The organism is Arthrobacter sp. D1-29 (genome assembly GCF_054130585.1).
In genome coordinates, this window is record NZ_CP096383.1 from 859380 (window position 1) to 885525 (window position 26146).

Here is a 26146-nt window from a genome sequence, read left to right on the forward strand (position 1 = left end):
CTGATCTCATTGCGGGGATCCCAGCATTCGAGCCGCGATGACGGCCATTCACATTGAGGTAAGCATTCATGTCAGTTGCATCCGGATACGTCCACATCTCCGTCCGTAACGCCAGCAAGGCGGGCCAGCCCGCCGGCCTCCGGCAAGGCTTCGGCGCCCGTCCGGCGCTCGCCCCGGCCACCCCCGGCGCCAGCTTCCCGGCTCCCGGCTACGCACCCCAGGGCTACAACCCCAACTCCTACGGACAGCTCCGCGCAGTACAGCCCGACGCTTCACCCATGACCGCTCCCACGCCCGTGGTGGCAGGGCCCAACACGGTCCGGCCCGTAGCCAACGACAACGTGGCCAGGGGATTTGTCCTGTACATGGGCATCGATGAGGAAACTGCCGCGGCCGCCGGAACGTCCATCGCCAAGCTCGCCCAGGAAATCCGCGCCTACGCCCAGTCCCTGGTATCGGGTGCCGAAAGCTACGCCGCTGTGGCAGTGGCGCCGGCCAGCACACCCGGTTCCGCTCTCGACGTCGTCCGCTCCACCTTCGGTGACCCCACCGTGAACGCACGGCAGCGCACCGAAACGTCCAGGCTCCAGCAGGCCCAGGACCCGCGTCCGTCCGGCGTCCTGATTGACCTCGCCCGCCGCGAAGTCCACCTGGACGGCGAATCCCTGAACCTGACGTTCAAGGAGTTCGAACTCCTGAACTACCTCGTGGAGAACGGCACCCGCACCGTTGGCCGCGACGAGCTGCTCGAAGGCCTGTGGCGCAATGCCGAAGAGGTTCCCAACGAGCGCACCATTGACGTCCACATCCGCCGCCTCCGCTCCAAGCTGGGCCGCCTCGCCAACACGGTGCGCACGGTCCGCGGCCAGGGCTACCGGTTCTACGAGCACCCGGAAGTTGTGGTCTGGGCCGCTCCGGAATACTCGATCTAGCTCCCTAGCCACGCACGAAAGCGGCATTTCGCCGTGCCTTAGACACCTCCTTCGTTCCTCAGTCGGCGATGCGGCACTACGCGAAATGCCGCTTTCGTGCGTTCGGGCTCTCCAAGCATGTGCCTCCGCGGCTTAGTGTTTTTATGGCGGCTAGGCTTGGGGCATGAGCGACCACCACATCAGGCGACTGGTGATCATGCGGCATGCCAAGGCGGACTGGCCTGGCGGTGTGGCGGATCACGACCGGCCGCTGGAAGAGCGCGGCCACCGGGAAGCGCCCCTTGCCGGAAAATGGCTCGTCAAGCATGGGATTGTCCCGGATTTCATCCTCTGCTCCAGTGCACTCCGGACCCGCCAGACCTGCACCTGGGTGTGCTCGGAGCTGGGGGACAAGGCCCCGACGCCGAAACTGGAGGGCGGACTTTACGGAGCCTCCGCGCTGCGCATGCTCACGGTGGTCAACCACGTGCCCGATACCGTCACCACCCTGATGCTGATCTCCCATATGCCCGGGGTCCAGGACCTCGCCATGCACCTGGCTTCGCGTGACTCCAACCACGACGCCTACATGGACGCGGCCACCAGGTTTCCCACCAGCGCGCTCACTGTTCTGGAAACTGAAAAATCCTGGGCGGAACTGGACGGGCAGGACGCGCGGCTGACCAGGTTCAAGGTTCCGCGCGCGCACTAGCTGGTGCGCGGTGCCCAACCTGCTACCTGGTTGGGCCGGCCGCGATCTCCTTCAATAGTGCTGCCACGTGGCGGATGCCCGGGCTGGCTGTCATGGTCCTGCGGTGGACCAGCCCCACCTGGCGGACCTGGACGGGCTTGATGACGGGTACTGACACCACGCCGCCGGGAAGTGCCGGCCTGCCAAGCCGGGGGACCAGCGCCACCACGGCCGCCTGTTCCACCAGGGCAAGGTGGGTCGCAAAGTCCGGATCATAGACCCGGATGTCGGGCACCCGGCCCAGGTCCGCGAAGATCCTGAGCAGTGCCTCGTTGCAGATGGCGCCGTGCGGGGTGCTGATCCAGCGCTCGTCAACCAGGTCCGCCGGTTCCACCGCCTTCCGTCCGGCCAGTGGATGGCTTTGGTGCACCAGGAGATCCGCAATGTCCTCGCACAGCCACTCAAGGCTCATGTGTTCAGGAATGACCAGGGGGACGGAGTTCCAGTTGTGCACCACGCCCAGGTCCGCCTCTCCGTTGGCCACCCGGGCCACGGCCTCCCGCGGGTCCTCCGCCAACACGCTGACGTCCAGTTCACTTCCTGAGGCGGCCAGGTTCCCCAACATTGGTCCCACCAGGCCGCGGCAGGCGGTGGAAAAGGACACCACCCTCAGGTGGCCGGTTGGTTTCGCCGGATCCGCAAGCAGGGTGGACTGGAGTTCTTCCAGTTCCGCAAGGATCCTGCGCCCGTAGGCGGCGAGGGTGAGTCCGCGCTCGGTCAACAGCACACCCCGCCCGCGGCGCTCGAGGACCGCGAATCCTGTCTGTTTCTCCAGCTTCTTAACCTGCTGGGAGACAGCTGAAGGGCTAAAGCCCAGGACTTCTGAGGCGGCAATGACAGACCCATGCTGCTCAATAGCTGTCAGCGCCCGCAAAGTACCGATATCGATCATGAAGTAAAGGTACATGGTCAGCTGAAGAAATCAATGCTGGTGCTTCATCCGGCTTTCTGTGAAGGTAAGAAGCGTGAACCTCCGCCATTCCTTGCTTGCCGCCCTGGTCGCAGTCCTGTGGGGCCTGAATTTTGTCGCCATCGACTTCGGCCTGCACGCCAACGGCCGCGAGGTTCCGCCGCTGTTGTTCGTCGCCATGAGATTCGTGCTGGTGGTTTTCCCGTGGATCTTCTTCATCCGGAAGCCGGAGGTCAGCTGGAAGGCGATTGCCGGCGTCGGGCTCTTTATGAGTGCGGGGCAGTTCGGCCTCCTCTACCTGGCCATGGCGCTGGGCATGCCGGCGGGCCTCGCGTCGTTGGTATTGCAGGCGCAGGTGCTGCTGACGGTCCTCCTGGCCGCGGGGTTCCTCGGTGAACGACCCACCGCCCGCCAGATGGCCGGAGTTGTGCTTGGCGTGGCGGGCCTTGCCGTAGTGGCAGTAGGCCGCAGTGCGATGGCACCGGTGCTTCCGCTGATCATTGTGCTCGCCGCTGCGCTTTCCTGGGCTGCCGGCAACATCATCGCCCGGAAGGCACGGGCTGCGTCAGGGTTGGGGCTGGTGGTCTGGTCCGGGGCGGTAGTGCCGCTTCCCCTTGCGGGTCTTTCGCTGATCATCGACGGACCGGCCGCCGTTGCCGGAACCTTGTTGGACCTGCAGCCAGCCACCCTCCTGAGCGCCCTGTACACGGCAGTCTTCGCATCGCTGGTTGGCTACGGGATCTGGAACAGGCTGCTGGCCACCTACACGTCATCGGCCGTGGTGCCCTTCACCCTCCTGGTTCCGGTGGTGGGAATGAGCGCCGCATGGCTGGCCCTGGCTGAGGTTCCCTCTCCTGCCGAACTGGCCGGCGGCCTGCTCCTGCTGGGTGGCGTCGCGACGGCGGTGCTCACGGGAACGGCCGGCAGGACTCAGCGCCGCGGCGCTGCCCTGGTGCCGGGTTTGGGCGCGGGTTTGGGCTTTGATGCGCCCGCGGGGACCGCCTTGCGCACCGATGATGCTGACGACGACGGCCGCTTGGCCGCCGCCGCTGGAACCCGTGGTGTGGGGGTCCGGGAAGCAGACGCCCCCTGACTTGTGCGCTGTGCTGTGCTCTGACTGGTGCGTTGGCTTGCTGTGCGTTGGCCCGGTGCGCCCTGGGTGCGGGGCCGGGCAGCGGGGCGGCGTGCGGCGGTGGCGGGACGCCTCTGCGACGCAGGTGTCCTGGCTGCCGGCCGCCTTCGGGACGGCCAGGCGGCCCCGGCGAACAGGACCAAAAGGGTGGTCAACGACGAGGCGGCAGAGAGGAAGAAGTAGTTGTCCGGATCCCCGGTGGGAAGGGGGGTGCCAAAGAAAGATGGTTGGCCGGCGAAGGCCAGTTCCCACGTGCTGATGAAGGCCAGGGCAAACGCTATTGTCAGGCTGGTTCCTACGCCAGTGGCTACGGCAACAGCGTAACGACGCCGGGACAGCACCTCAGAAAGAGCGGCGACGTACGCCAGGGCCACCAGCGCGAGGAAGGTGAACATCACCGGCTCTTCCAGCGTGAGTGCTGTCAGGACCAGCATGAGAAGGGCCACCACGGCCGTGATGATGGCGAGCTTTCCACTGTTCCCCATGTGACGCATGTGCTCAATCATCCCCGAGGGGCCGGCTACTTCAGCACGTAGCCGCGCATGATCGCCATTATTGCTGCAACACTTTGGTCACGGGTCCGCTCCGGGTTGTAGGTCTGGCGGTCCAGCCCCACCACAAAACAGGCCCCAAAGATTGCCGTCGCCAGGCTGCCTTGGGAGATCCGCTCATCCACGGGATGGGCGGCGGCAACCTTCCCCACCGCTGCCCCAATGACCTCCAGCAGTTCGCCCCTGAGTACGGCAAAGGTGTCCTGCCATTCACTGGGGGTGCGCCAGTTTTCACTGACCCACAACCGCGCGAAGGAGGGGTAGTCGTCCATAAAATCCATGGCCTGGCCAATCATCGCCTCCATGGACAGCAACGGATCCACGTCTGCGGTGACGGGTTCGCTCACCGGCGTGCTGCCCGGGTCTGCGTTGCCCGCGCGCAGGAGGCGTTCCTTCAGAATATCGACGCCATGCCGCAGCAGCTGGGCGATGAGATGGGACTTGCTGCCGAAGTTGTAGTAGATCGTGCCCTTCGACACCCCGGCGGCGGCGGCGATCTCGTCCACTGTCACTTCCGCAGCACCCCGCTGGCCGATGAGTTCCATCGACGCGTCGAAGAGCCGCTGCCTGGTGGCGCTGGTCCGTTCGGGGCGCAGCTTCTTCGCGGCCGGTTCTGACGGTTCCGCATGCGGTTCCGCCGGTGGCTTCTGTAGTTCCGGTGGCCTGGCACTCATATGGCGATCTCGGGTTTAAGCGTTTTGAGGGTCCAGAACCTGTGTTTCCTGACCGCCAGCGTGGACAGTCCGGCGCCCAATATTGTGTAGCCCAGAAGTCCCAGGACTGTGGGCACGATCATGGACAGATCGGCCCCGTAGATCAGGTGCCGCATGCCCGTCACCACATAGCCCATGGGCAGGACCTCGTGCACCACGTGCAGCGGCTCAGGGGTGGTCTGCCACGGGAAAGTGCCGCCGGAGGAGACCAGCTGCAGGACCAGCAGGATGAGCACCACCAGTTTGCCGGGGGATCCCAGCAGGGCAACTATGCCCTGGATGATGGCACTGAACGCCATGGCCGCTGCCAGCATAAAGAGCCACATCAGGACGGGATGCGCGGGGTTGAGTCCCAGACCCAGGTTCACCACCAGCGTCAGCAGGCTGGCCTGGACCACTGATACGGCAAGGAAGGGCAGCCAGCCTCCGACGGCGATTTTCCACGCCCGTGCGTTTGATGCCAGAGCCCGCTGCGTCATGGGCCGCATGGCCTGGATCAGCATAAAGACTCCGATCCACAGCGCCAGGGTCAGGAAGAACGGGGCAAGCCCTGCGCCGTAGGAGTCGGCCTTCGCCTGCGAAACGTTGCTCACTGCGACGGGATCGGCGATCACTTCGGAGAGGCTGCTTTTCTGCGAATCGTCCGGGTTGGGTACCTGACCGGCGCCCTTGGCGATTTCCTCCGCCAGGGTGCGCGAGCCGTTTGCGGCCGTTCCGGCGCCGGTCTCCAACTGGCCGGCACCGGCGTCGAGCTTGGTTGCCCCGTCCGCCAGCTGGGCGGCGCCGTCCACCGCAGCCTGCTGTCCGGTGGCAAGCGTGGCGGACCCTGTATGGAGCTGGTCCGCGCCGCTGGAGGCCTGCGCTACCGCGTCTTTGAGCGCGGGCGTTGCCGCGGCGAGCTGCGCGGCCCCGACGCTGACTGCCTCGGAACCGTCAGCGAGTTGCTGGACCTGCGCGGCGTCGGCCTGGATTTTGGTTTTGGCGGCAGTCACGGGGCTGGAGGCAGCGGTGGCGTCAAAGTCGGCAAGGATCCTGTCAGCCTGTGCCTGCGTGATGACCTCAGAGGCGACCAGGCGGCTGTTGGATTCGATCACACGGGCGCGGAGGCCCAGATCGGCCGCGTCAAGCTGGGCCGCGATGTCCTGGACCTTGGTGTTCAGCTGGGCGTTGCCTGCAGCCAGTTGGGCCGCGCCGTTGGCCAGTGTCTGTGAGTCACTGGGCAGGGTGGCGGTCTTGTCCTTCAAGACGGACAGTCCGCTGCTTAGCTGCCCGGCGCCGTCGGTGAGCTGGTTGGCGCCGTCGCGCAGTTTGAGTTGCCCTGCGTACAGTTCGCCTGCTCCGCCGTTGAGCGCGGTGCTGCCTTGATGCAGGGTGACCGTCCCGTCGCGCAGGGTGGCCACGCCGTCGGCGAGCTGCCCGGCGCCGTCGGCGGCCTTGAGCATTTGGGCATGGATGGTGCCAAAGCCGGTGAGCAGCTGGTTGGCCGTCTCCTCGCCCACGTCTTTGGCCACCGTGTTGTGCACCGCAGTGGTGAGCTTGTCCACGATGGTGCTGAGGAGGTAGTTGTTGGCATCGTTGGTAGTGACATCCAGCATGGCCTGGCTCGCCGAATCGAAGCTGCCGGGAGACACCAGGTTGGTGGAAAAGTCCTCCGGGATCTTCAAGGCAAAGGCGTACTTGCCGCTGCTCACACCCAGATCGGCCTCGTCGGCGCTGGCAACGGATTTCCAGTTGAAGACGTTGCCTTCCACCAGGCTGTCGGCCACCTTGGCACCCGCCTGAAGTTCGGTGCCGTCACTGGTTAAAGCGCCCGTGTCCTCCACCACCAGGGCGGCATCAATCCGGTCCAGGTTGCCGTAAGGATCCCAGTTGGCGTAGAGGTAAACGGCCCCGTAGAGCAGCGGCACCATCACCAGCGCCAGGATGGTCAGCTTGGGCAGCAGCCCGCCGGTCATCCGCTTGAGTTCGGAGCGGGCCAGCCGCAGCACAGTCACTTTGCGTCCTCGGTTTCGAGTTGGAGTTCATTAACTTTTGCCAGGGCTGGTGTGCCCTGGGGGCGATGGATTGAATTGCCGATGACCGCCGCAGGTCCCCGCCACAACGGCGGCAGGGCAGTGACGGTGGCTACGACGGCGAGTGGGCGGCCGTCGTCGTCAGCCAACTGCTCAAGGCGCGGGAGCCAGTCCGCAGGATCAGCACTGTGCCGGTCCGGGGAGTCCACCACCAGGAGGTCGGTGTGCGGGTTGGCCAGGGCCAGGGCGGTAAGGAGTTCCATCCGGCGGCCGGGCGGCAGCTGCTCGGTCCACAGATCCGCGATATCCTCGAAGCTGTTTACCTTCAGCCAGGGCTTGCTGAGGAGTGCCCCGCGGTAGCGGCGGGGAATCAGCGCCAGGTCCTCCGTGACCAGGTCCCTGACGCTGAGGTGCTGCTCGGGTTCGTTCACACCGGGTGAGTCCACCAAGGCGCTGGCGAGCCGGAGCTGTTTGATGGGCCTGTGGCCGTCCCAGGCGATGCGTCCGCCGCTCGGTTTCATGCGACCACTGAGTGTCAGGGCCAAGGCTGTCCGCTGGTCCTGCCGGTCCCCGGCAACCAGGAGCAATTCACCCCGTTTCGCCTGCAGTGAGGTGGGCGGAAGCAGATCGTTCCGCCGTCCTTTCACGTGGAGCTGCTGTACGGAGAGCAAAAAGTGCCTTTCACAGGGGACGTCTCCTTCCACCCTAATAGAACTGACCGGTCAGTTCAAATAGCTCATGCGCGAACGGACAGTTGCGGCCCCTCGGAGCGCGCGAACGGACAGTTGCGGCCCCTCAGAGAGCGCGAACGGACAGTTGAGGCCCTCGCAGCGAGCGGGCCGGTGATCGTTCGGCGAGTCAGAGGCCGTACTTCTCGAGGAGCTGAAGCCAGACTTCGCTGACAGTGGGATAGGCCGGCACGGCGTGCCAGAGCCGGTCCAGCGGTACCTCGCCCGCCACGGCGATGGTGGCGGCGTGCAGCAGCTCGGCGACGTCCGGCCCCGCGAAGGTGGCCCCCACGAGCACGTTCCGGTCCTCATCCACCACCAGCTGCGCCCAGCCTTCATAGTGCTCCGAATGAAGGGAAGATCCGGCCACCCGGATGGGCAGTTCCACGGTGGAGGCGTTGTGGCCGTCGGTGGCGGCCTGCTCGAGGCTCTGGCCCACTGTGGCCACCTCGGGATCGGTGAAGAGGACCCTGGGTACTGCATTGAAGTTCAACGTCTGGGCCTGGTCCCGGGTCCCCGTGCCCGGGACGGCGCCCTTGGCTTTGGCCAGAATGGCATTACTGGTCACCCGTGCCGCGTACTTGCCTTGATGGGTGTACATGGTGGCGCCGGCGGCATCACCGACGGCGTATAGCCACGCGTCAGGTTCCTTGGTTCCCTGAACCACACCGGAGGCGTCCGTGGTGAGGCTCATCAGGCCCTCCGCCGCCCCAAGTCCCAGAGTTTCCAGGCCGAGTCCTTCGACGGCGGGGCGCCTGCCCATCGCCAGCAGGACCCGGTCCGCGGTGATGCTCGCTCCATCGCTGAGAGCCAAGGCGTAGCTTCCGTCCTTATTTTCCCGGACGTTTTTGGCAGTGGTGCCGAGGTGGATTTCGACGCCATCTGCGCGCAGGCCCGCCGTCACGAGTTTTGCGGCCTCCTCCGGAAAATTTCCCAGCAGCACGCTCCGGGCCACGAGGGTCACGGTGGAGCCCAGCCTGGCGAACGCCTGGGAGAGTTCCGTGCCGGACATCCCGCCACCAAGTACAGCCAGCCGCTCTGGAATCTCCTTTGTGGACGTGGCTTCGCGTGTGCCCCAGACGTTGAGCCCGTCCAGGCCGTCGATCCATGGAACGTTCGGGGTCGAGCCCGTTGCCAGGACGACGGCGTGGCGTGCCGTCAGCTGGTAGGAGTTACCGTCCAGGCCGGCTGCCTCCACCGTGCGAGGACCCGTTAGCCTTGCCTGGCCGCGGATCAGCTCGATCCCGGCGTCGGTTATCCACTTTGCGTGGGTGTGGTCCTGCCAGTTGGAGGTCAGGTGGTTCCGGCGCCTAAGTACTGCCTCCGCGTTGAGTGTACGGGTCACTGCCTCCTCCGCCCCGGGAACCGTCTGTGCACCATGCAGCGCGGTGCCGGAGCGGAGCAGGGCTTTGGACGGCAGGCATGCCCAGTAGGCGGATTCGCCCCCTGCCAGTTGTGCCTCCACCAAGACAGATCTCAGTCCGCCCAGGGCCACCCGCCGGGCGACGGTTTCGCCGGCTGCCCCCGCGCCGATCACCACGACATCACATTCCCTCTTCAGGGATTCAGGCGTCATGGGAATAGCCTACGCCGGGGCCTGCGGGCGATCTGTGTACGGCCACGGCCTTCTCTGCCAGGTGATGGAGAACCTGTCAGGTGATGCAGCCTCTGTCAGATCATGCAGGCGGCGCAGCCCTGCAAAGATTCGTAATCTCTTAGTGCCGTCAGACTCCATAGCGGGAGTAAACCACGGGAAATATTGGGGGATGCCTGCCGAAGTTGCGCCGTCCCTGCCTGCCCGAGCCTTCGGAGGGCAGGTCCGGGTACCTTGGAGAGGTCTTGGGCTTAACTCAAAAGGCCAAGCACTCAAGAGGCAGGAGCTTAAACTCAAAAGGTCCGCACCGGCGAACCGCTGCGGACCTTCTCTGTGCGCCCAGAGGGATTCGAACCCCCGGCCTTCTGTTCCGTAGACAGACGCTCTATCCAGCTGAGCTATGGGCGCATCTTGTGTTTCGCGGAGCATCTCTCTCCCCGAACCTCGAATTACTTTACGCGAGGGTGGCCCGGAGTGCCAAATCGAAAGGCATGTAATGTAGCCGACTAGACCGGTCTAGGTGACCTTCATCACTTAATCGAAGGCATTTGACCACGCTTTTATTGAATCTACGCGGAATTGAGTAGTAAAGGGCCCTGACCTGCACGTTCAGCGCCAAAAATCGCGGCGCCCCGGCCAATAACATTTAGGACACACCGATGACCCCGAGGAAGGGAACCGCAATGGGCGATCTGGCGCAGAAGCCGCTGCTTGAGAAAGCACCCACCACACATGCTGCTTTGCTGGCATGGGTCGAAGAGGTTGCTGAGCTTACGCAGCCGGACCGTATCCACTGGGTTGATGGATCCGAAGAGGAAAATACCCGCCTCACCGATGAGCTCGTTGAAGCGGGAACCCTGACCCGTTTGAACCAGGATCTCTTCCCCAATTCTTTTGCCGCGTTCTCCGATCCCGCAGACGTGGCACGCGTCGAAGAGCAGACCTTCATTTGCTCCGAAAACGAACGCGACGCCGGCTTCACCAACAACTGGATGGCCCCGGCCACCATGAAGGAAAAGCTGCGCTCGCTGTTCGCAGGTTCCATGCGCGGCCGCACCATGTACGTCATTCCTTTTGTCATGGGCCATCTTGATGCCGAGGATCCCAAGTTCGGCGTGGAGATTACGGACAGCGCCTATGTTGTTGCCTCCATGCGGATCATGGCCCGCATCGGCACCGATGTGCTCAACCGCATTACCGAAACGGATGCCTTCTTTGTGCCGGCGCTCCACTCCCTGGGTGCACCGCTCGAAGCCGGGCAGGCTGACGTGCCGTGGCCTTGCAACCCGGACAAGTGGATTGTGCACTTCCCCGAGGAGCGCTCCATCTGGTCCTTCGGCTCAGGCTACGGCGGCAACGCCCTGCTGGGGAAGAAGTGCTACGCCCTGCGGATCGCCTCCGTCATGGCCCGCGATGAGGGCTGGCTGGCTGAGCACATGCTCATCCTGAAGCTCACGTCCCCCGAGCAGAAGACCTACTACGTCTCCGCTGCCTTCCCCTCCGCCTGCGGCAAGACCAACCTGGCCCTGCTGGATCCCACCATCCAGGGCTGGAAGGTGGAGACACTCGGCGACGACATCACCTGGATGCGCTTCGGCAAGGAAGGCGAACTCCGGGCCGTCAACCCCGAAGCCGGCCTCTTCGGCGTGGCACCGGGCACCGGCTGGGGCACCAACCCCAACGCCATGCGCGCCATCGCCAAGGGCAACAGCATCTTCACCAACGTTGCACTGACCGACGACGGCGGCGTCTGGTGGGAGGGCATGACCGAGGAAGTGCCTGCGCACCTCACCGACTGGCAGGGTAACTCCTGGACCGCGGATTCGGACAAGCCGGCCGCACACCCGAACTCCCGCTTCTGCACCCCGATCGACCAGATCGACATGCTGGCCGAGGAATACAACAACCCGGACGGCGTTGAGCTCTCGGCCATCCTGTTCGGCGGCCGCCGGAAGACCACCATCCCGCTGGTTACCGAAGCGCGCAGCTGGTCCAACGGCATTTTCATGGGCTCCACGCTCTCCTCTGAGACCACTGCTGCGGCAGCGGGCGCGGTTGGTGTTGTCCGCCGCGACCCCATGGCGATGCTCCCCTTCATCGGCTACGACGCAGGGGATTACCTGAACCACTGGGTCAACCTGTCCGCCAAGGCCAACCCTGAGCGCCTGCCCAAGATCTTCCTGGTCAACTGGTTCCGCCGGAACTCAGAGGGCGGCTTCGCCTGGCCTGGCTTCGGCGACAACGCACGCGTCCTCAAGTGGGCCATCGAGCGGCTCGAGGGCAAGGCCGACGCCGTGGAGACCCCCATCGGGTTCGTCCCCACCGGCGACTCCATTGACCTCGAGGGCCTGGACATGACTCCCGCGCAGGTTGAGGAAGCTGTCCGCGTTGACCCAACGGAATGGGCAACGGAACTGGCGTCCATCGAGGAATGGTTCGCCAACTTCGGTGACTCGCTTCCCGAAGCGCTGCAGACCGAGCTCGCCGGCCTGAAGTCCCGCTTGGGCTAGTCCACTGGCCCTGTTAGTACGACGGCGGCCCCGCACCTTTTCAACAAAAGGTGCGGGGCCGCCGTCGTACTTCCTCTTCAAGGAGTTTTTGTCCAGATATGGCGACTAAAACGCTGATTTGGACGCCATATCTGGACAAAAACTCGACGACGTCCGTCATCTGCCTGGCGCTACAGCCCGGGGCGCAGCCCGATCATCTCGAATACAGGAGCCATCTGAGAGGAATTGGGGAGCGTCGAGACCACCACGTCATCAAGTTCGCGGTAAAACGCCTCGCCGGCCCGGGCCAGGGCCCTCCTCAGGTTGCATTCATGGATCAGCGGGCAGTCTCCGGATGGAGCTATGCAGTCCGCGGCGTCTGTCCGCGTATTGAGGGCCCGCAGGATCTGGCCTACGGTTGCCAGCCGTCCTGCAGGGCTGAGCCTGGCGCCGCCTGTCCTGCCCCGCTCCACCTCGATCAGTCCCAGGCCGCGGAGCTTGGCCATTGCCTTGCTGACGTGGTTGTAAGGCGTGGCCACAGCGTTGGCGATGTTTTGGGTTGTGAGGAGGCTGCCCTCAGGGGCGGCCGCCAGTACCATCAGCGCCCGGAGGCTCACATCTGCGAAGGCGTTAATTCTCATGGCGGGGCGGCGGTCTAGTCCACCCAGACGGTGGGCTCGTTGGTGTCAGCGGACAGCTGGCCGAATTCCCACTCGCGGGTTGCTGGGTTGGCGGCGTATGGGAGGACGGCCGCAAAGACGGACCCGTCGCGGTGTTCCGCGGCCACGTGGATGGCGTCCGATTCCTCTTCGACCAGGAGGATGTCGCAGACCACTGCCGTGGCCCGGAAATCCGCGCGGTTTTGGCGGAGCAGCTCCGTAATGTCGGCGATCATCGAGTCAGCATCGAAGTCGGCGCCGGAGCCCTCCGCGGCGTCGGCCGGCGAGACGGCCACCAGACGGACCTCGCCGTCGTTCTCCACCACCAGGGCAAACGGCAGAAAACCACCGTTGCGCTGGAGCTGCTCCTGGGCGGCACCTACCCCGGTGCCCAGCAGATTCTCCAGGTCGGAGGCAGTCGCCTCTGGAACGGAGTCCCGCCAGGAGGAACGTGGGGCGGCGCTGCCGCCGGTATGGTCGGCCACCGATCTAGCCCCGGACAAGTGACAGAACGCGATCCCGCACGCGTTCCATGGTTGCCCGGTCAGTTGCTTCGGCGTTCAGGCGCAGGAACGGCTCCGTGTTGGAAGGACGCAGGTTGAACCAGTAGCTGCCGTCGTTGGCAGTGAAGGTGCTGCCGTCCATGGTGTCGATGGTGATGTCTTCGCTGGAAAAATCTGCCCGCACGCGCTCAACTGCCGCGGCCTTGTCCTCGATTTCCGAGTTGATTTCCCCGGACGAGACGTAGGGCTCATACTCGCGGCCGAGCTCCGACAGCGGGCCGTCCTGCTCGCCGAGGGCGGCGAGGACGTGCATGGCCGCCAGCATTCCCGTGTCGGCGTTCCAGAAATCCCGGAAGTAGAAGTGCGCCGAGTGCTCGCCGCCGAAGACTGCCCCTTCCTCCGCCATGACTGCCTTGATGAAGGAGTGGCCAACCCGTGTGCGGACGGCTCGGCCGCCGTCGTGCTCCACCAGTTCCGGCACTGCACGGGAGGTGAGGAGATTGTGGATGATGGTGGGATTCGCCTCGCCCTGCGCCTGGGCGCGGGCGATTTCACGGCGGGCGACCATGCCGGTAATGGCCGACGGCGATACCGGCTCGCCCTTTTCGTCGATGACAAAGCAGCGGTCTGCATCGCCGTCGAACGCCAGGCCGATGTCAGCGCCGTGTTCAATGACAGCGGCCTGCAGGTCGCGGAGGTTCTCCGGTTCCAGCGGGTTGGCCGGGTGGTTGGGGAAGGACCCGTCCAACTCGAAGTACAGCGGGACGATCTCGAACGGCAGCTTGGGCAGCAGGGCGTCGCCAAGGACTGCGGGCGTGGTGAGGCCGGCCATGCCGTTGCCGGCGTCAACCACCACCTTCAGGGGGCGGGAGCCGGAGAGGTCCACCAACTGGCGGAGGTATTCTGCGTAGTCCTTCAGGACGTCGTGGACACCGATCAGTCCCCGGGTGGGAGCGGCAGGAATGGAGCCGGTGTTGAGGTACTGCTCGGCGAGGGCCTGGATCTCCTTGAGCCCGGATTCGGACGAGATGGGCTGGGCGCCGGGTTTGGACATCTTGATGCCGTTGTACTCAGCCGGGTTGTGACTTGCGGTGAACGTTGCCCCGGCCGCATTGAGGGACCCGCAGGCAAAGTAGAGCTCATCGGTGGAGATCAGGTCCAGGAGCTGGACGTTTGCGCCGCGGGTTGCGGCGCCGTCGGCGAATGCCTTGCTGAACTCAGGGGATGACGGGCGCATGTCCCCGCCCACCAGGACGGTCTGGCCCTCAAGCTGAAGGACGTCTACGAACGCGGCGCCAACTGCTTCGACGATTTCTGCCGTGATGGAATCGCCCACGATGCCCCGGACGTCGTACGCCTTAAAGGCAGCCGAGAGGTCAAAAGTCTTTGTCTGTTCGCTAGTCACGGGTCTTATCTTACGTTGAAGCGCGGTGCCGCCTGTTGAGGGATAGTGGTGTCCTTGATCGCGCCAGAGTCTGGCCTTTGGTCTGCTCCACCGGGGCCCGGCTTTCCACATAGCTGCACCGCTGCTTCTGCCTGTCGGTGGTGGCTGGGATACTGAATCAATGGTCGATAACCAGAACGCCGCCCTTCTTTCCGCCGTACCTGCTCCGCTTGCCCCTGCTTCCTCAGCTTCTCCAACCCGGCTCCAGGCCCTTGAGGTCCTGCGTGAACTCGTGGGCCACCCGTCGGCCGAATTCCATGACGGACAGTTTGAGGCGATTGAAGCACTGGTCGACGGCGGGCGGCGGGCATTGGTGGTCCAGCGCACCGGCTGGGGCAAGTCGGCCGTCTACTTTGTGGCGTCCCTGCTCCTCAGGCGCCGGGGTGCTGGCCCAACGCTGATTGTGTCGCCGCTGCTCGCACTGATGCGGGACCAGGTGGCCGCGGCGGCCCGGGCGGGGGTACGGGCAGTTGCCATCAACTCGGCGAACCAGCTGGAGTGGGACACCGTCCGGGAACAGCTCGCCGCCGATGAAGTGGACGTCCTCCTGGTGTCGCCGGAAAGGCTCACCAACCCCTCGTTCCGCGAGAACCAGTTGCCGGAGCTGATCCGGCGCACAGGCCTGCTGGTCATCGACGAAGCACACTGTATCTCCGACTGGGGCCATGATTTCCGGCCGGACTACCGCCGGATTGCAGACCTGATCACGCAGCTTCCGGAGACAGTCCCGGTGCTGGCAACCACTGCCACGGCGAACTCACGGGTCGTCCACGATATCGAGGACCAGCTGGGTGCGGGCGTCCTGACTATCCGCGGCGCCCTGGGCCGGGATTCGTTGAGGCTGGGCGTCCTCGCGCTTCCCAATTCGCGGGAGCGCCTTGCCTGGCTCCTGACCCACCTCGCTGACCTTCCCGGCAGCGGCATCATCTACACGCTGACGGTTTCGGCGGCGGAAGACACCGCCCGGCTGCTTGCGGAAGCGGGACACAAGGTTCTCTCATACACCGGCAGGACTGATCCTGCAGACCGTGAGCGGGCGGAACAGCTGCTCAAGGACAATCAGGTCAAGGCGCTCGTGGCCACCTCGGCCCTGGGGATGGGCTTTGACAAGCCTGACCTGGGCTTTGTGGTCCATCTGGGTGCGCCGTCTTCCCCGGTGGCCTACTACCAGCAGGTTGGCCGCGCAGGCCGTGGCGCGGCCAACGCGGATGTTCTGCTGCTGCCGGGTTCCGAGGACCGCGATATCTGGCAGTACTTCGCTACTGCTTCGATGCCTTCTGAGGAGAAGGCCACTGCTGTCCTGAACGCCCTCGCCGAGGCCGGGGCGGCGGTTTCCACCGTGGCGCTGGAGGCCCGCGTTGACCTTCGGCGCACGCCGCTGGAACTGCTGCTCAAGGTCCTGGCCGTCGATGGCGCCGTGGAACGCGTGGGCGGGGGATGGCGGTCAACTGGCCGGCCCTGGTTCTACGATGCCGAGCGTTACCGCCGGATCGCCGAGGCCCGGGTGGACGAGCAGGATTCGATGGTGATCTACCAGGACACTGCAGGGTGCCGGATGGAGTTCATCACGTCGGTCCTGGACGATGAGACAGCTCATCCCTGCGGCCGGTGCGACAACTGCGCGGGCCGCTGGTTTCAGGCTGAGATAGCCGCAGATGCGACAGCGGCGGCCGGCCAGACCCTCAGCCGTGCGGGCGGGGTCCTGGAGGCGCGGCTGCAGTGGCCCAGCGGCATGGACCGCCTGGGTGTCCTGGTCAAGGGCAAAATCAAGCCCCATGAAAGCCTGGCGGACGGCCGGATCCTTGCCCGGCTGACTGATCTCGGCTGGGGCGGGGCACTCCGCGAAGTGTTCGCGGCGGGAGCACCGGACCGGCCCATTGATCCCGGCATGCTGCAGGCCTGCGTTCAGGTGCTGCGTGAGTGGGGGAGCGGCGACGGGCGCAATCCGGGATGGAGCGGCGCGGGCAGGCCTGCGGCCATCGTCAGCCTTCCCTCACGCAGCAAGCCTGAGCTGGTCAGGACCCTGGCGCAGGGAATTTCGGAGATCGGCCGGATGCCTTACCTCGGTGAACTGCAGCTGGGCCATGGCGGGCCTACAGGAGCCCGCGGCGGCAACAGCGCGTACCGGCTGGCAGGAGTCTGGGACCGGCTGGTGGTGGGCCCGGAACTGGAGTCCGGCCTGGCTTCGCTTCAGGGCCAGAGCGTGATGCTGATCGACGACCTCGTGGACAGCCGCTGGACGGTTACCGTCGCCGGACGCGCTCTGCGGCAGGCGGGGGCGGGGGCTGTCCTTCCGCTGGTGCTTGGCCAGGCCGGCTGACCTCGGCGCCGGCGTGCCGCTGCAGCATAAGGCTGTCTGCCGTGCTGAAAAGCATCAGAACGGCCATGGTCAGGAAGGCGCCGCGGAATGGCCCGGCAGCGTCCTGCGGGAACGCCCCGGCACCTTCGAAAAGTCGGATCAGCAAGGCGGCAACGGCGATGCCTGCGCCTGTGGCCAGCTGCACCAAGGTAGCCGAGACTGCGTTGGCCGAGGTGAGCTGCGCAGGAACGATGTCCGCATATTGCACGGAGGCATACGCCGAGAAACCTATGGAACGGAAAGCGCCGCTGCAGACCAGAAGGGCAAACACCAGCGCTTCGGGAGTGTCCGGGGTGAGCAGGGCGCACAAGGCAAAGGTCACTGCTGAAGCAAAAGAAGCAAAGACCAGCATCACCTTGAAACCGAAGCGCCTGATCAGCGGTGTGGTGGCAGGTTTGATTCCGATGTTGCCCACAAAAACCGCCGCCACCATGATGCCCGCGTGCAACGGCGTCCAGCCGAAGCCTGCCTGGAACATCAGCGGCAGGAGGAAAGGCACCGAACCGATGGTCAGACGGTAAACAAACCCGCCGGTGGCCATGGCCCGGAACGTGCGGGTCCGAAACACGTTGAGGTCAAAAAGCGGGTTGCTGGTGCGCCTCATCCACAGGGCTGCGCCTGCGAGCGCTGCCACTCCGGCCGCTGCGCTGAGCGCAGCCCAGGGACCGTCAGGATGGCCTGCAGCCAACTCCAGGCCAACCACCAGGGCACCTACTCCGGAAGTCGTCAGCAGCAGGCCCAGCCAGTCAAGCCGCCGCCTGCCGTCGCTCGCCCCGGCGGGGACCAGCCTCAAAGCAGCGATAAAGGCCGCGAGCCCCAGCGGCAGGTTGATCAGGAAGATCCAATGCCACGAGAGGTAGGTCGTCAGGGCTCCGCCCACCAAGGGGGCCAGCACCGGCGCAAGGAGACCAGGCCAGACCAGGAAGGCTGTAGCCCGCAGGAGCTCGGACTTGGGGGTGCCGCGCAGCACCACCAGTGTGCCCACAGGAACCATCATCGCCCCGCCTGCCCCCTGCAGGACACGGCTGAGCGTCAGCATGGTCAGGTCCTGGCTCAGGGCACACAGGAGCGATGCAACGGTGAAGATGGCAATAGCCAGGCAAAACACCCGCCGGGCACCGAGCCGTTCCGCGAGCCAGCCACTCAGGGGAATTCCCATGGCAACCGTCATGAGATAGGCCGTCATGGTGATGTTGACGTCGGCGGCCGGCACCGAGAAGTCCCCGGCGATACTTGGAATGGCGGTGGTAAGGACTGTGCCGTCGAGGAACTCCATAAAGAACGTGGCAGCCACCAGCAGCGCCAAACGCGGATTCCACGCCTGGCTGCTGCCTTGAGTCGTCTCCATCGGGTTGCTTCCTGCCATCCATTTATCCTGCCACTGCGGGTACGGCGCGGGCCTGTCGTGTCCGCACCCCGGACGCGCCGTTCCCCCAACTGGGTAGCGCTAACTGCCCTGTTGAGCGCCCATAACGGCAGTTAGCGCGACCCAGTTGGGCGGGAGTATGCAAAGGTCCCGGATACGCAAAAGGCCCCGGTCCAGGACCGGGGCCAAACGCGGAGACGGGGGGATTTGAACCCCCGGTGGAGTTGTGCCCCACACTTCATTAGCAGTGAAGCCCATTCGGCCGCTCTGGCACGTCTCCAATTGCTATTCCTAGCCCACCAAGGATACGCAGAATGAGGCACCCAGTGCAAAACGGCTGGCAGCAAGCCGTTCGGCGTCAGCCGGTACGGAGCGCAGCAACGTAAGTCCCACCCTTATGCCGAACCGCCGGCAAGCGTCCGCCACAGGAAGTGCTGGCTGCGGGCCTGCAGCGCGGCCGCCTGCCGGTTGTCCGAGGCCCCCGCGTGGCCGCCCTCCAGCGCCTCGTGGTACCAGACATTCGGAATACCCATGGCCTGCATTCGGGCGGCCATTTTCCTGGCCTGGACCGGGCCCACCCTGTCGTCCGAGGTTGCCGTCCAGATGAACGTTTCCGGATATTCCACGCCGTCCTTGAGCAGATGGTACGGCGAGAAGGTCCTGATGAATTCCCACTGCTCGGGCACGTCCGGGTCACCGTATTCGGCGATCCACGAGTGCCCCGCCGAGAGCTTGGTGTAGCGGCGCATATCGAGCAGGGGGACGCCGCAGGACACGGCGCCGAACAGTTCCGGGTAGCTGGTGAGCATGTTTCCCACCAGCAAGCCGCCGTTGGACCCGCCCACGCAGCCAAGCCGTTCGCGCGAGGTCACCCCGCGGGAGATGAGGTGCCGCGCCACTGCCGCAAAGTCCTCGTAGGCGCGGTGCCGGTTTTCTTTCAAGGCAGCGCGATGCCAGCCTGGTCCATATTCGCCGCCGCCGCGGATATTTGCCACCACGTAGACGCCGCCACGGGAGTAGGACTGCGCACCATCGGGCCCGGGCGCGTTCGCTGTGCGCCGTTCCAGCCAGGCCCTGCCCACCGAGCCGCTGTAGGCGGGGGTGCGGGAGATCTCGAAGCCACCGTAGCCGGAAAGCTGTGTGGGGTTCTGGCCGTCCAGGACCAGGTCCCGGGACGCCACCTGGAAGTACGGCACCCTGGTGCCGTCGGCCGAGACGGCGAAGTGCTGTTGAACCTCGTACTTTTCGTCGTCAAAGAACGACGGCGACGCCTTCACCACTGCATGGCTGCTCACCACCGATGCGCTACCGGCAGCGCCTGCGGGTACGGCCCGCCGCTCAAGCGTGCCGCGCATCAGTGTGCTGGGGGTGGTGAACCCGGTGGCTACCAGCCAGAAATCGTCGCCGGCACCGCCGTCGGCGTGGCTTTCGTCCTCAGCATCCACCGCGTAGGCGTTCACGTCGTGCAGCGGAGGGCAGGCGTCCAACAGCGAGGAGGCCCAGGCGCCCTCGCCGGCGGTTCCTGGCTGGGACGGGTCAAGCACCCTGATTTCGGACGACACGTCCCGCAGGAGGTTCAGCAGCAGGAAGTCCCGGGTCCAGCTCCAGGACTGCAGGGACGTGTGCGCGTCGGGGGTGAAGAGCACGGACAGCTCCCGGGCTCCGGCGAGGTAGTCCTCAAACCTGGCGGCCAGCAGCGAACCTGCCGGGTAGGTAGTTACGCCAACGGACCAGTCACCTTGGGGCCTGAACAGCAGCCACTCCCGGTGGGCGCTCAGGTTCACGTCGGTCGGGGCGTCGATTTCAACCCAGGATCCGTCCTGCCGGAAGAACGTGCTGCGGTTGAAGAAGTCAATGTAGTCCACGGCGAACGTGCGCTCGAAGCCCGGGGTGGAGTCGTGTGCCACCGCCGCCATCATGTGGTTCTCGGCCACGTCAAAGAGCAGCGCTGCGGTACCGAGGGCTTCGCCCCGCCGCAGCGTCACCGCGGTCCGGGGGTAGGAGGACGCCGTCCGCGGCAGGTCCCCGGCTGTGGAGGCGACCAGCAGGGTATCGGCATCCAGCCACGAGACGTTGCCCTTCGCCGTCGGCAGGTCAAACCCGCCGTCGGCCGGGTCAACAAAGGTGCGCGTCTCGACGTCGAACTCGCGGTAGCGGTTTGCGTCGCCGCCGTCGGGGGAGAGAGCCACGAGCGCCAGCCGGTGCTGCTCCCCGGTGGCCGGGCGCAGGAAAGTGCCTCCGTGGAAGACCCACTCCTCACCCTCGGCGGCGGCCAGCGCATCCACATCCAACAGGACATCCCACTCGGGGGTGTCCGTCTGGTAGCTTTCCCAAGTGGTCCGGCGCCACAGGCCCTTGGGGTTCTGCTGGTCCTTCCAAAAGTTGTAGTACCAGTCGCCGCGCTTGCCCACCATGGCTATCCTGTCGGTGGAGTCCAGCACCTCCAGGATGCTGCCCTCCAGGGCGGCATAGTCGGCGTCTTCCAGCAGGTCCTCCGTGCGGGCGTTCTGCTCCCGGACCCAGTCCAGCTGCTGCTCACCGTAAATTTCCTCAAGCCAGACATTCTCGTCGGTGGGCTCAGGGGCTGTGCCGGAAGGTGCGGAAGGAACAGGGGCACCCGGTGCGGGCGGTGGAACAGCTGCGGTGGTGGTCATGCGCCCATCCAAACAACATCTGAGCGCCGCAGGCAAGTCAAGCCGGCAAGTCACATGCCGATACTCTGGATGCCGTGGGTAAATCGCAGAGCATCCGGACAGCCATCATCGGCGCCGGCCCCCGGGGTACCAGCGTGCTGGAACGCCTGCTCGCCCACCGTGCCGCCCACGGCGGAGCCGCGGCCCTCCACATCGAAATGATCGATCCCTATCCGGCAGGCCCCGGGCACGTCTGGCAGCCCGGCCAGTCACGCCTCTACCTGATGAACACGCAGTCTTTCTATCCCACCGTCATTCCCGAGGACCCCCAGCTGGCCCCCGCCATCAGCGGCACCACCTTTGACCAGTGGCGAAACCGCCAGCAGCACCGTCCGCTGCCCTCCCTCACAGCCGAGGAAAGGGCCGAACTGGCGGCGCTCACATCCCGGGACTTTCCGAGCCGCGCCCTGTATGGGCGCTACCTCCGCAGCACCCTGGAGGAACTGACAGGCCAGTTGCCTGACGGCGTCACCGTCACATTCCACGAAACGTCAGCTTCAACTGTGCGCCGGTCAGGCAAGGAAACGTTCGACGTCGGCCTCGCCAACGGCGCTTCCCTCACCGCGGACTCCGTGGTCCTGGCCCTGGGCCACATCCCCTCCCGGCTTAACGCCGAACAGCGGGAGCTGCTGTCCTCAGCTGGCCAGCTTGGCCTGCGGTACCTGCCGCCCGCCGTACCTGCGGACGTGGACTGGCAGGAGGTCCCGGCAGGCGAGCCCGTCCTGGTCCGCGGGATGGGCCTGAACTTTTTTGACGCCATGGTGCAGCTGACGGAGGCCAGGGGTGGAAAGTTCATCGACTCCGGACCGGTGCTGACCTATGAGCCGTCCGGCCAGGAGCCCCTGATCATCGCCGCGTCCCGCCGGGGCACACCCTACCGGACCAAAGCCGTCCTTCAGGGGTACTATCCGGAGTCCGTCAAGCTCCGGTACCTGACCGATGCGGCCCTGGCACGCTTTGCTGCGGCCGGGATCCGGCCAGGGTTTGATCACGACCTCTGGCCCCTGCTGCACCGGGACACCCTCTGGGCCTACTATTCCACCCTGGTGCGCTCGCAGCCCGGCGCGGTCGCGGATCCAGCCGGTTTCCTGGCCGACCTCGAGGAAGCGCTCCGGCCGCATTCCCACAGCGCGGCCAACTGGGAGGAAGCTGTGGACAGCGTACTGGCCGTCCATATCGGGCCACGGCACCGGCTGGACCTGCTGGGCCTTGCGTCCCCCTTGGCGGGCCAGCGGTTCGCATCCCGGGCCGAGCTTGATGCCGCCGTCGTGGAGTACCTGCTTGATGACGTCCGCCGCTCCGCGCTCGGTGAGCAGGACCCCGTCAAAATGGCGATCGGAGCCCTGCATCACGGCCGCGCCGTCCTAAAGACGGCAGTTGCCGACGGCGGGATCACCGACGAGTCGTGGGTGGGCGGGCTGAGGGGCTGGTTTGAGTCGTTTGTGGAAGGGCTCGCCAGCGGACCTCCCGCGTTGCGGGCCGAACAACTGGCGGCGCTGGCCCGCGCGGGCGTGGTCAGCTTTGTGGGTCCCGACCCCAAGTTCGGCATCGACCGGCGAAACGGGATGTTCACTGCTGCGTCACCTTGGGTGACGGGTCCGCCGGCGGCGGCGAAAACCATGATTGAAGCCCTGGCGCCGGCGAACCGGGTCTCAGCCAGCGCGTCCCCGCTGCTCGAGCAGCTCCTGGCGGACGGGCTGGTCCGGCCACGGCTGATGATGACAGCTGAGGGTGCTCCCGTGGAAGCCACGGGACTGGACGTCAGCCCGCATCCCTACCGCCCGCTGGCGGCAAACGGTTCCGTCACCGCCGGGCTCTACGTCCTGGGGCTGCAGCTCTCGGCTTCCCAGTGGGGCACCGCCATCGCCGCGGAGGCCTTCCAGCCGGGCGGCCCCGCTTACCCGAGCGGTCAGCGTACCCTCCGGGACGCCGACGAAATCGCCCGCGCCATCGTGGGTGCCTGACCGGTTCCACTCCGGACACGTCGCGCCCGCCTGGCGATAAAAAACACTGCCGTCATACCCTCGTGCCGGAAAGAAATTTTCGCCGGCCGGGCACGGCACCGCCGACGCCGGCTGTGTCACCTGCCGTAGCAGGGAGTCCCGTAGCCGTCATAACCGCTCCGGCTGCCGCCGCTGATCACCGCCGCCACGGTACTTTCTTTACCCCTCGTTCCGCCCCGTTGAGGCAGATGTCCCTGTGTTGATTAATGCGTCCTTATTGCCTTCTGCGACGCTGCATGCAGCCCGGTTAACTCCGGTTTCTTCGCATTGCCGGCCCGCTGCAGGCGCCGGTTGATCTCTGCTCTGATGGTGGACACAAGCCGGCCGGAAGGGCCGCGCAGGTCCGGACCCACCTCCTCAAGCGCAGAAAGAATCCGCCATGAAACACCCGCATTTGCCCGTAGGAACCGTTCCCTCCCGTGGAGTAAGGGCTGCCATGACCACAGGCGCAACGACGGCCAGGACGGCTGCCAGGATGGCAGGGGCGGCAGCAGCGATCGCCGTCGCGCTGGTGGTGTCCGGTTGTGGCGGTCCGGCGACAGCCCAGCAAGGCGCGGGTGCTGCCGCGGGAACGGAAGTGAAGACCGTCCGCTATCAGGGTTCGCCCAACACCGTCTCACTGCTGGAGGTGGCCGAGGACCTCGGATACCTGAAGGACGTGAAGCTGGAGTGGGTCAGCAATACCACCAGCGGCCCGCAAAGCATCCAATCGGTGGCAACTGACCAGACTGACATTGGGGGAGCCTTCACCGGCGCCGTGATCAAGCTCATTGAGGCAGGGGCGCCCGTGCAGGCTGTCATCAACTACTACGGGGAGGACAAGGACACCTTCACCGGGTACTACGTGGAAGAGGGAAGTCCCATCAAAACGGCCCGGGACCTGATCGGCAAGAAGGTCGCAGTGAACACCCTGGGCGCCCACCACGAAGCAGTCATCACCACGCAGCTGAAGAACAGCGGCCTGACACCGGAAGAAATCAAGCAGGTCCAGCTGGTGGTGGTCCCGCCGAACGAAACCGAAGTAGCCCTCCGCAAGAAGCAGGTGGACGTTGGGACCCTGGGCGGTGTGCTCCAGGACCGGGCCCTTGCCGAGGGCGGCGTCCGTGCTCTCTTCACTGACGTCGGCGTGATCGGCGGACCTTTCGACGCCGGCCAGTATGTCCTGCGGAAGGACTTCATCGCCAAGAATCCTGAAACCAGCCGCACCCTGGTGACGGGAGTAGCGAAAGCCATCGAGTGGGAGCGGACCACTCCGCGGGAGCAGGTGATCGCCAAGTTCGAGGAAATCATCACCAAGCGGGGCCGCAACGAGAGCACCGAAACACTGAAGTACTGGAAGAGCGTGGGCGTGGCTTCCACCGGCGGCCGCATTCAGGACAGCGACTTCACCCGCTGGAAGGACTACCTCCGTTCCGCCGGGATCGTCAACGGCCCACTGGACACCAACAAGCTCTACACCAACGAGTTCAACGGGCTGGAAACAACGCCGGCCGCGCCAACCTCGAAAGGATAGCCATGACACCCAAAATAAGCCTGCAGAATGTGACCAAGGAGTTTGCAGTCCGCCAGGGCAAAGGCGAAGGCAGGAGCAGCGGGCAGCGTGTCCTGACAGCGCTGGATGACTTGAGTTTGGACGTGGCCGACGGCGAATTCCTCACCCTCGTTGGCCCCAGCGGTTCGGGAAAAACAACCCTCCTGGACCTGCTGGCCGGCCTGTCCCGCCCTACCTCAGGCAAAGTACTGGTGGACGGAAACGAAGTGTCAGGGCCAGGCCAGGACAGGGCGGTGGTGTTCCAGCAGTACGCGCTGTTCCCTTGGCGCACAGCGTCAGCCAACGTCTCCATTGGCCTGGAGAACAAGGGCCTGTCCAGGAAACAGCGGGCCGGGATCGCCAGCGAATTCCTTGACCTTGTAGGCCTGGCCGGCTTTGAGGACCGGTATCCGCATGAACTCTCCGGCGGTATGAAGCAGCGCGTGGCAATTGCCAGAAGCCTCGCCTATGAGCCGGACGTTCTGCTGATGGATGAGCCGTTTGCAGCCTTGGATGCCCAGACCCGTGAACAACTCCAGGACGAGCTCCTGCGGATCTGGAAAGCAACGGGAAAGACGATCGTGTTCATCACCCACGGCATCGACGAGGCCGTCTACCTCGGCCAGCGCGTGGCGGTGCTCAGCGCCCGGCCCGGCAGGCTGAAGGAAATTGTGGACATCAACATTCCAGACCGCGACGGCGACGCGGACATCCGCTCCCATTCCGCGTTTGTGGAGCACCGGCACCAGGTCTGGTCCCTCCTGCATGACGAGGTCCGGCTGGCCCAGGATTCCGGTCACCGGAAAATCCTGCCGGACGGGACCGCCCCCGATGAACTGCCCCTCGAGAGGAGCGTGGCCTGATGAGTTCCGTCATTACCAAACCAGAAGTGCTGGCAGCAGCTGCTGCAGTGACGGCAGCCGGGGAACGTCCCGCCGTCGGACATTCCACCGCAAGCAGAACGCGTACGGCCGGCCGGGACAGAATCCAGGAGGGGCTTTCCGGACTGGCTGGCCGGGCCGCCCGGGCGGGATGGAAGTCCGTCGCAGTCCTGCTGTTCCTGGCGCTGTGGGAAATCGGGCCCCTGTACCTGGCCGGTCCCTCCACCCGGGTGTTCCTGCCTCCGCTGCACGAGGTGCTCGCGGCAGGAGCCAAACTGGTGCAGTCCGGCCAGTTGCAGAGCCACCTGCAGGCCAGCCTCACCCGCTCTGTGTCGGGATTTAGCATTGCCGTCGTGTCGGCCGTAGTGCTGGGGCTCCTCATCGCCTGGTACGGCTGGTTGAATTCATTCCTGAACCCGCTGCTGGAGCTCTTCCGGAACACCGCCACCCTGGCCCTGCTTCCGGTGTTCACGCTGCTGCTGGGCATCGGCGAGGAATCCAAGATCACCATCGTCGCCTACGCTGCGTTCTTCCCGGTGCTGCTGAACACCATCGCGGGCGTCCGGACCGTTGACCCGCTGCTGATCAGGGCCGCCAAGTCCCTGGGACTGAACAGCTTCCGGCTCTTCCAGAAGGTCATCCTGCCCTCGGCCGTCCCCACCATCTTCACCGGCATCAGGATGGCCGGCACCTCATCCATCCTGGTGCTGATCGCCGCCGAAATGGTAGGCGCCAAGGCCGGGCTGGGTTACCTGATCGTCAATTCGCAAATGAGCTTCCTCATCCCCGACATGTACGCAGGAATCCTCACCGTCTCGGTCCTGGGACTCCTGGTGAACGTGCTGCTGGTGGCACTGGAACGCCACTTCTCCCGCTGGCGCACCGCCGTCGGCTCCACATCCTGAACCCAATCCCG

Annotated in this window: 20 protein-coding genes and 2 tRNA genes; 10 read left to right on the forward strand and 12 right to left on the reverse strand. The window is 65.3% G+C overall.

The window, feature by feature from the left end:
- The first annotated feature begins 68 nt into the window (after window positions 1-68).
- Window positions 69-932, forward strand: a complete 864-nt coding sequence (locus tag M1E17_RS04115; protein ID WP_457965642.1) for a winged helix-turn-helix domain-containing protein — start codon at window positions 69-71, stop codon at window positions 930-932.
- A gap of 163 nt (window positions 933-1095) precedes the next feature.
- Window positions 1096-1623, forward strand: a complete 528-nt coding sequence (locus tag M1E17_RS04120) for a SixA phosphatase family protein (protein WP_457965643.1) — start codon at window positions 1096-1098, stop codon at window positions 1621-1623.
- 22 nt (window positions 1624-1645) lie between these two features.
- On the opposite strand, the gene M1E17_RS04125 is transcribed toward M1E17_RS04120, so the two are convergent.
- Window positions 1646-2554 carry a LysR family transcriptional regulator gene (locus M1E17_RS04125; protein ID WP_457965645.1) on the reverse strand — a complete coding sequence of 303 codons (909 nt, stop codon included), beginning with the start codon at window positions 2552-2554 and terminating at the stop codon, window positions 1646-1648.
- 73 nt (window positions 2555-2627) lie between these two features.
- Between M1E17_RS04125 and M1E17_RS04130 the strand changes: the two genes are divergently transcribed.
- A complete protein-coding gene (locus tag M1E17_RS04130) occupies window positions 2628-3665 on the forward strand; it encodes an EamA family transporter (RefSeq protein WP_457965646.1) in 1038 nt (345 codons plus the stop codon).
- A gap of 266 nt (window positions 3666-3931) precedes the next feature.
- Window positions 3932-4240, forward strand: a complete 309-nt coding sequence (locus M1E17_RS04135) for a hypothetical protein (RefSeq protein ID WP_457965647.1) — start codon at window positions 3932-3934, stop codon at window positions 4238-4240.
- Here the strand turns inward: M1E17_RS04135 and M1E17_RS04140 are convergent.
- The 5 genes from M1E17_RS04140 to M1E17_RS04160 all read right to left on the reverse strand — a co-directional run bounded on the left by M1E17_RS04140 (window position 4225) and on the right by M1E17_RS04160 (window position 9710).
- Window positions 4225-4929, reverse strand: coding sequence for a TetR/AcrR family transcriptional regulator (locus tag M1E17_RS04140; protein WP_457965648.1), 705 nt, complete (start codon window positions 4927-4929; stop codon window positions 4225-4227). The two genes, M1E17_RS04135 and M1E17_RS04140, sit on opposite strands and share 16 nt — an antisense overlap.
- Window positions 4926-6962: a YhgE/Pip family protein gene (locus M1E17_RS04145; protein WP_457965649.1), complete on the reverse strand. Its 2037-nt coding sequence runs from the start codon at window positions 6960-6962 to the stop codon at window positions 4926-4928. Before M1E17_RS04145 ends, M1E17_RS04140 begins: the two co-directional genes overlap by 4 nt.
- Window positions 6959-7651: an ABC transporter ATP-binding protein gene (locus M1E17_RS04150; protein ID WP_457965651.1), complete on the reverse strand. Its 693-nt coding sequence runs from the start codon at window positions 7649-7651 to the stop codon at window positions 6959-6961. Before M1E17_RS04150 ends, M1E17_RS04145 begins: the two co-directional genes overlap by 4 nt.
- A gap of 187 nt (window positions 7652-7838) precedes the next feature.
- On the reverse strand, window positions 7839-9284 hold the full coding sequence (locus M1E17_RS04155; protein ID WP_457965653.1) for a dihydrolipoyl dehydrogenase family protein: 1446 nt from the start codon (window positions 9282-9284) through the stop codon (window positions 7839-7841).
- 352 nt (window positions 9285-9636) lie between these two features.
- Window positions 9637-9710: transfer RNA gene (locus tag M1E17_RS04160), tRNA-Arg, on the reverse strand.
- Window positions 9711-9985: 275 nt separating this feature from the next.
- Between M1E17_RS04160 and M1E17_RS04165 the strand changes: the two genes are divergently transcribed.
- Window positions 9986-11812, forward strand: coding sequence for a phosphoenolpyruvate carboxykinase (GTP) (locus M1E17_RS04165; protein ID WP_457967559.1), 1827 nt, complete (start codon window positions 9986-9988; stop codon window positions 11810-11812).
- 170 nt (window positions 11813-11982) lie between these two features.
- Here M1E17_RS04165 and M1E17_RS04170 read toward each other — a convergent pair whose 3' ends face one another.
- From M1E17_RS04170 to M1E17_RS04180, 3 genes are read right to left on the reverse strand one after another with little or no spacing between them, the layout of a single operon-like run.
- Window positions 11983-12432: an RrF2 family transcriptional regulator gene (locus M1E17_RS04170; RefSeq protein ID WP_457965654.1), complete on the reverse strand. Its 450-nt coding sequence runs from the start codon at window positions 12430-12432 to the stop codon at window positions 11983-11985.
- 14 nt (window positions 12433-12446) lie between these two features.
- Window positions 12447-12935 (reverse strand): hypothetical protein, encoded by a 489-nt coding sequence (locus M1E17_RS04175; protein WP_457965656.1) that lies wholly within the window; start codon window positions 12933-12935, stop codon window positions 12447-12449.
- A gap of 4 nt (window positions 12936-12939) precedes the next feature.
- Window positions 12940-14358, reverse strand: coding sequence for a phosphomannomutase/phosphoglucomutase (locus tag M1E17_RS04180; protein ID WP_457965658.1), 1419 nt, complete (start codon window positions 14356-14358; stop codon window positions 12940-12942).
- A 160-nt stretch (window positions 14359-14518) separates the two neighbouring features.
- Between M1E17_RS04180 and M1E17_RS04185 the strand changes: the two genes are divergently transcribed.
- Complete coding sequence (locus M1E17_RS04185) at window positions 14519-16717, forward strand: RecQ family ATP-dependent DNA helicase (RefSeq protein ID WP_457965660.1); 2199 nt, start codon at window positions 14519-14521, stop codon at window positions 16715-16717.
- Here the strand turns inward: M1E17_RS04185 and M1E17_RS04190 are convergent.
- From M1E17_RS04190 to M1E17_RS04200, 3 genes are all read right to left on the reverse strand, one after another.
- Window positions 16641-18122 (reverse strand): MFS transporter, encoded by a 1482-nt coding sequence (locus M1E17_RS04190; protein WP_457965662.1) that lies wholly within the window; start codon window positions 18120-18122, stop codon window positions 16641-16643. The genes M1E17_RS04185 and M1E17_RS04190 overlap by 77 nt on opposite strands.
- 192 nt (window positions 18123-18314) lie before the next feature.
- Window positions 18315-18402: transfer RNA gene (locus tag M1E17_RS04195), tRNA-Ser, on the reverse strand.
- Window positions 18403-18517: 115 nt separating this feature from the next.
- On the reverse strand, window positions 18518-20776 hold the full coding sequence (locus M1E17_RS04200; protein WP_457965664.1) for a prolyl oligopeptidase family serine peptidase: 2259 nt from the start codon (window positions 20774-20776) through the stop codon (window positions 18518-18520).
- 74 nt (window positions 20777-20850) lie between these two features.
- On the opposite strand from M1E17_RS04200, the gene M1E17_RS04205 reads away from it, so the two are divergent.
- From M1E17_RS04205 to M1E17_RS04220, 4 genes are all read left to right on the forward strand, one after another.
- Window positions 20851-22779: an FAD/NAD(P)-binding protein gene (locus tag M1E17_RS04205; RefSeq protein ID WP_457965666.1), complete on the forward strand. Its 1929-nt coding sequence runs from the start codon at window positions 20851-20853 to the stop codon at window positions 22777-22779.
- A gap of 475 nt (window positions 22780-23254) precedes the next feature.
- Window positions 23255-24331 (forward strand): ABC transporter substrate-binding protein, encoded by a 1077-nt coding sequence (locus M1E17_RS04210; protein ID WP_457965668.1) that lies wholly within the window; start codon window positions 23255-23257, stop codon window positions 24329-24331.
- A gap of 2 nt (window positions 24332-24333) precedes the next feature.
- Window positions 24334-25212 (forward strand): ABC transporter ATP-binding protein, encoded by an 879-nt coding sequence (locus tag M1E17_RS04215; protein WP_457965670.1) that lies wholly within the window; start codon window positions 24334-24336, stop codon window positions 25210-25212.
- Window positions 25212-26135 carry an ABC transporter permease gene (locus tag M1E17_RS04220; protein ID WP_457965672.1) on the forward strand — a complete coding sequence of 308 codons (924 nt, stop codon included), beginning with the start codon at window positions 25212-25214 and terminating at the stop codon, window positions 26133-26135. Before M1E17_RS04215 ends, M1E17_RS04220 begins: the two co-directional genes overlap by 1 nt.
- The last annotated feature ends 11 nt before the right edge of the window (window positions 26136-26146 follow it).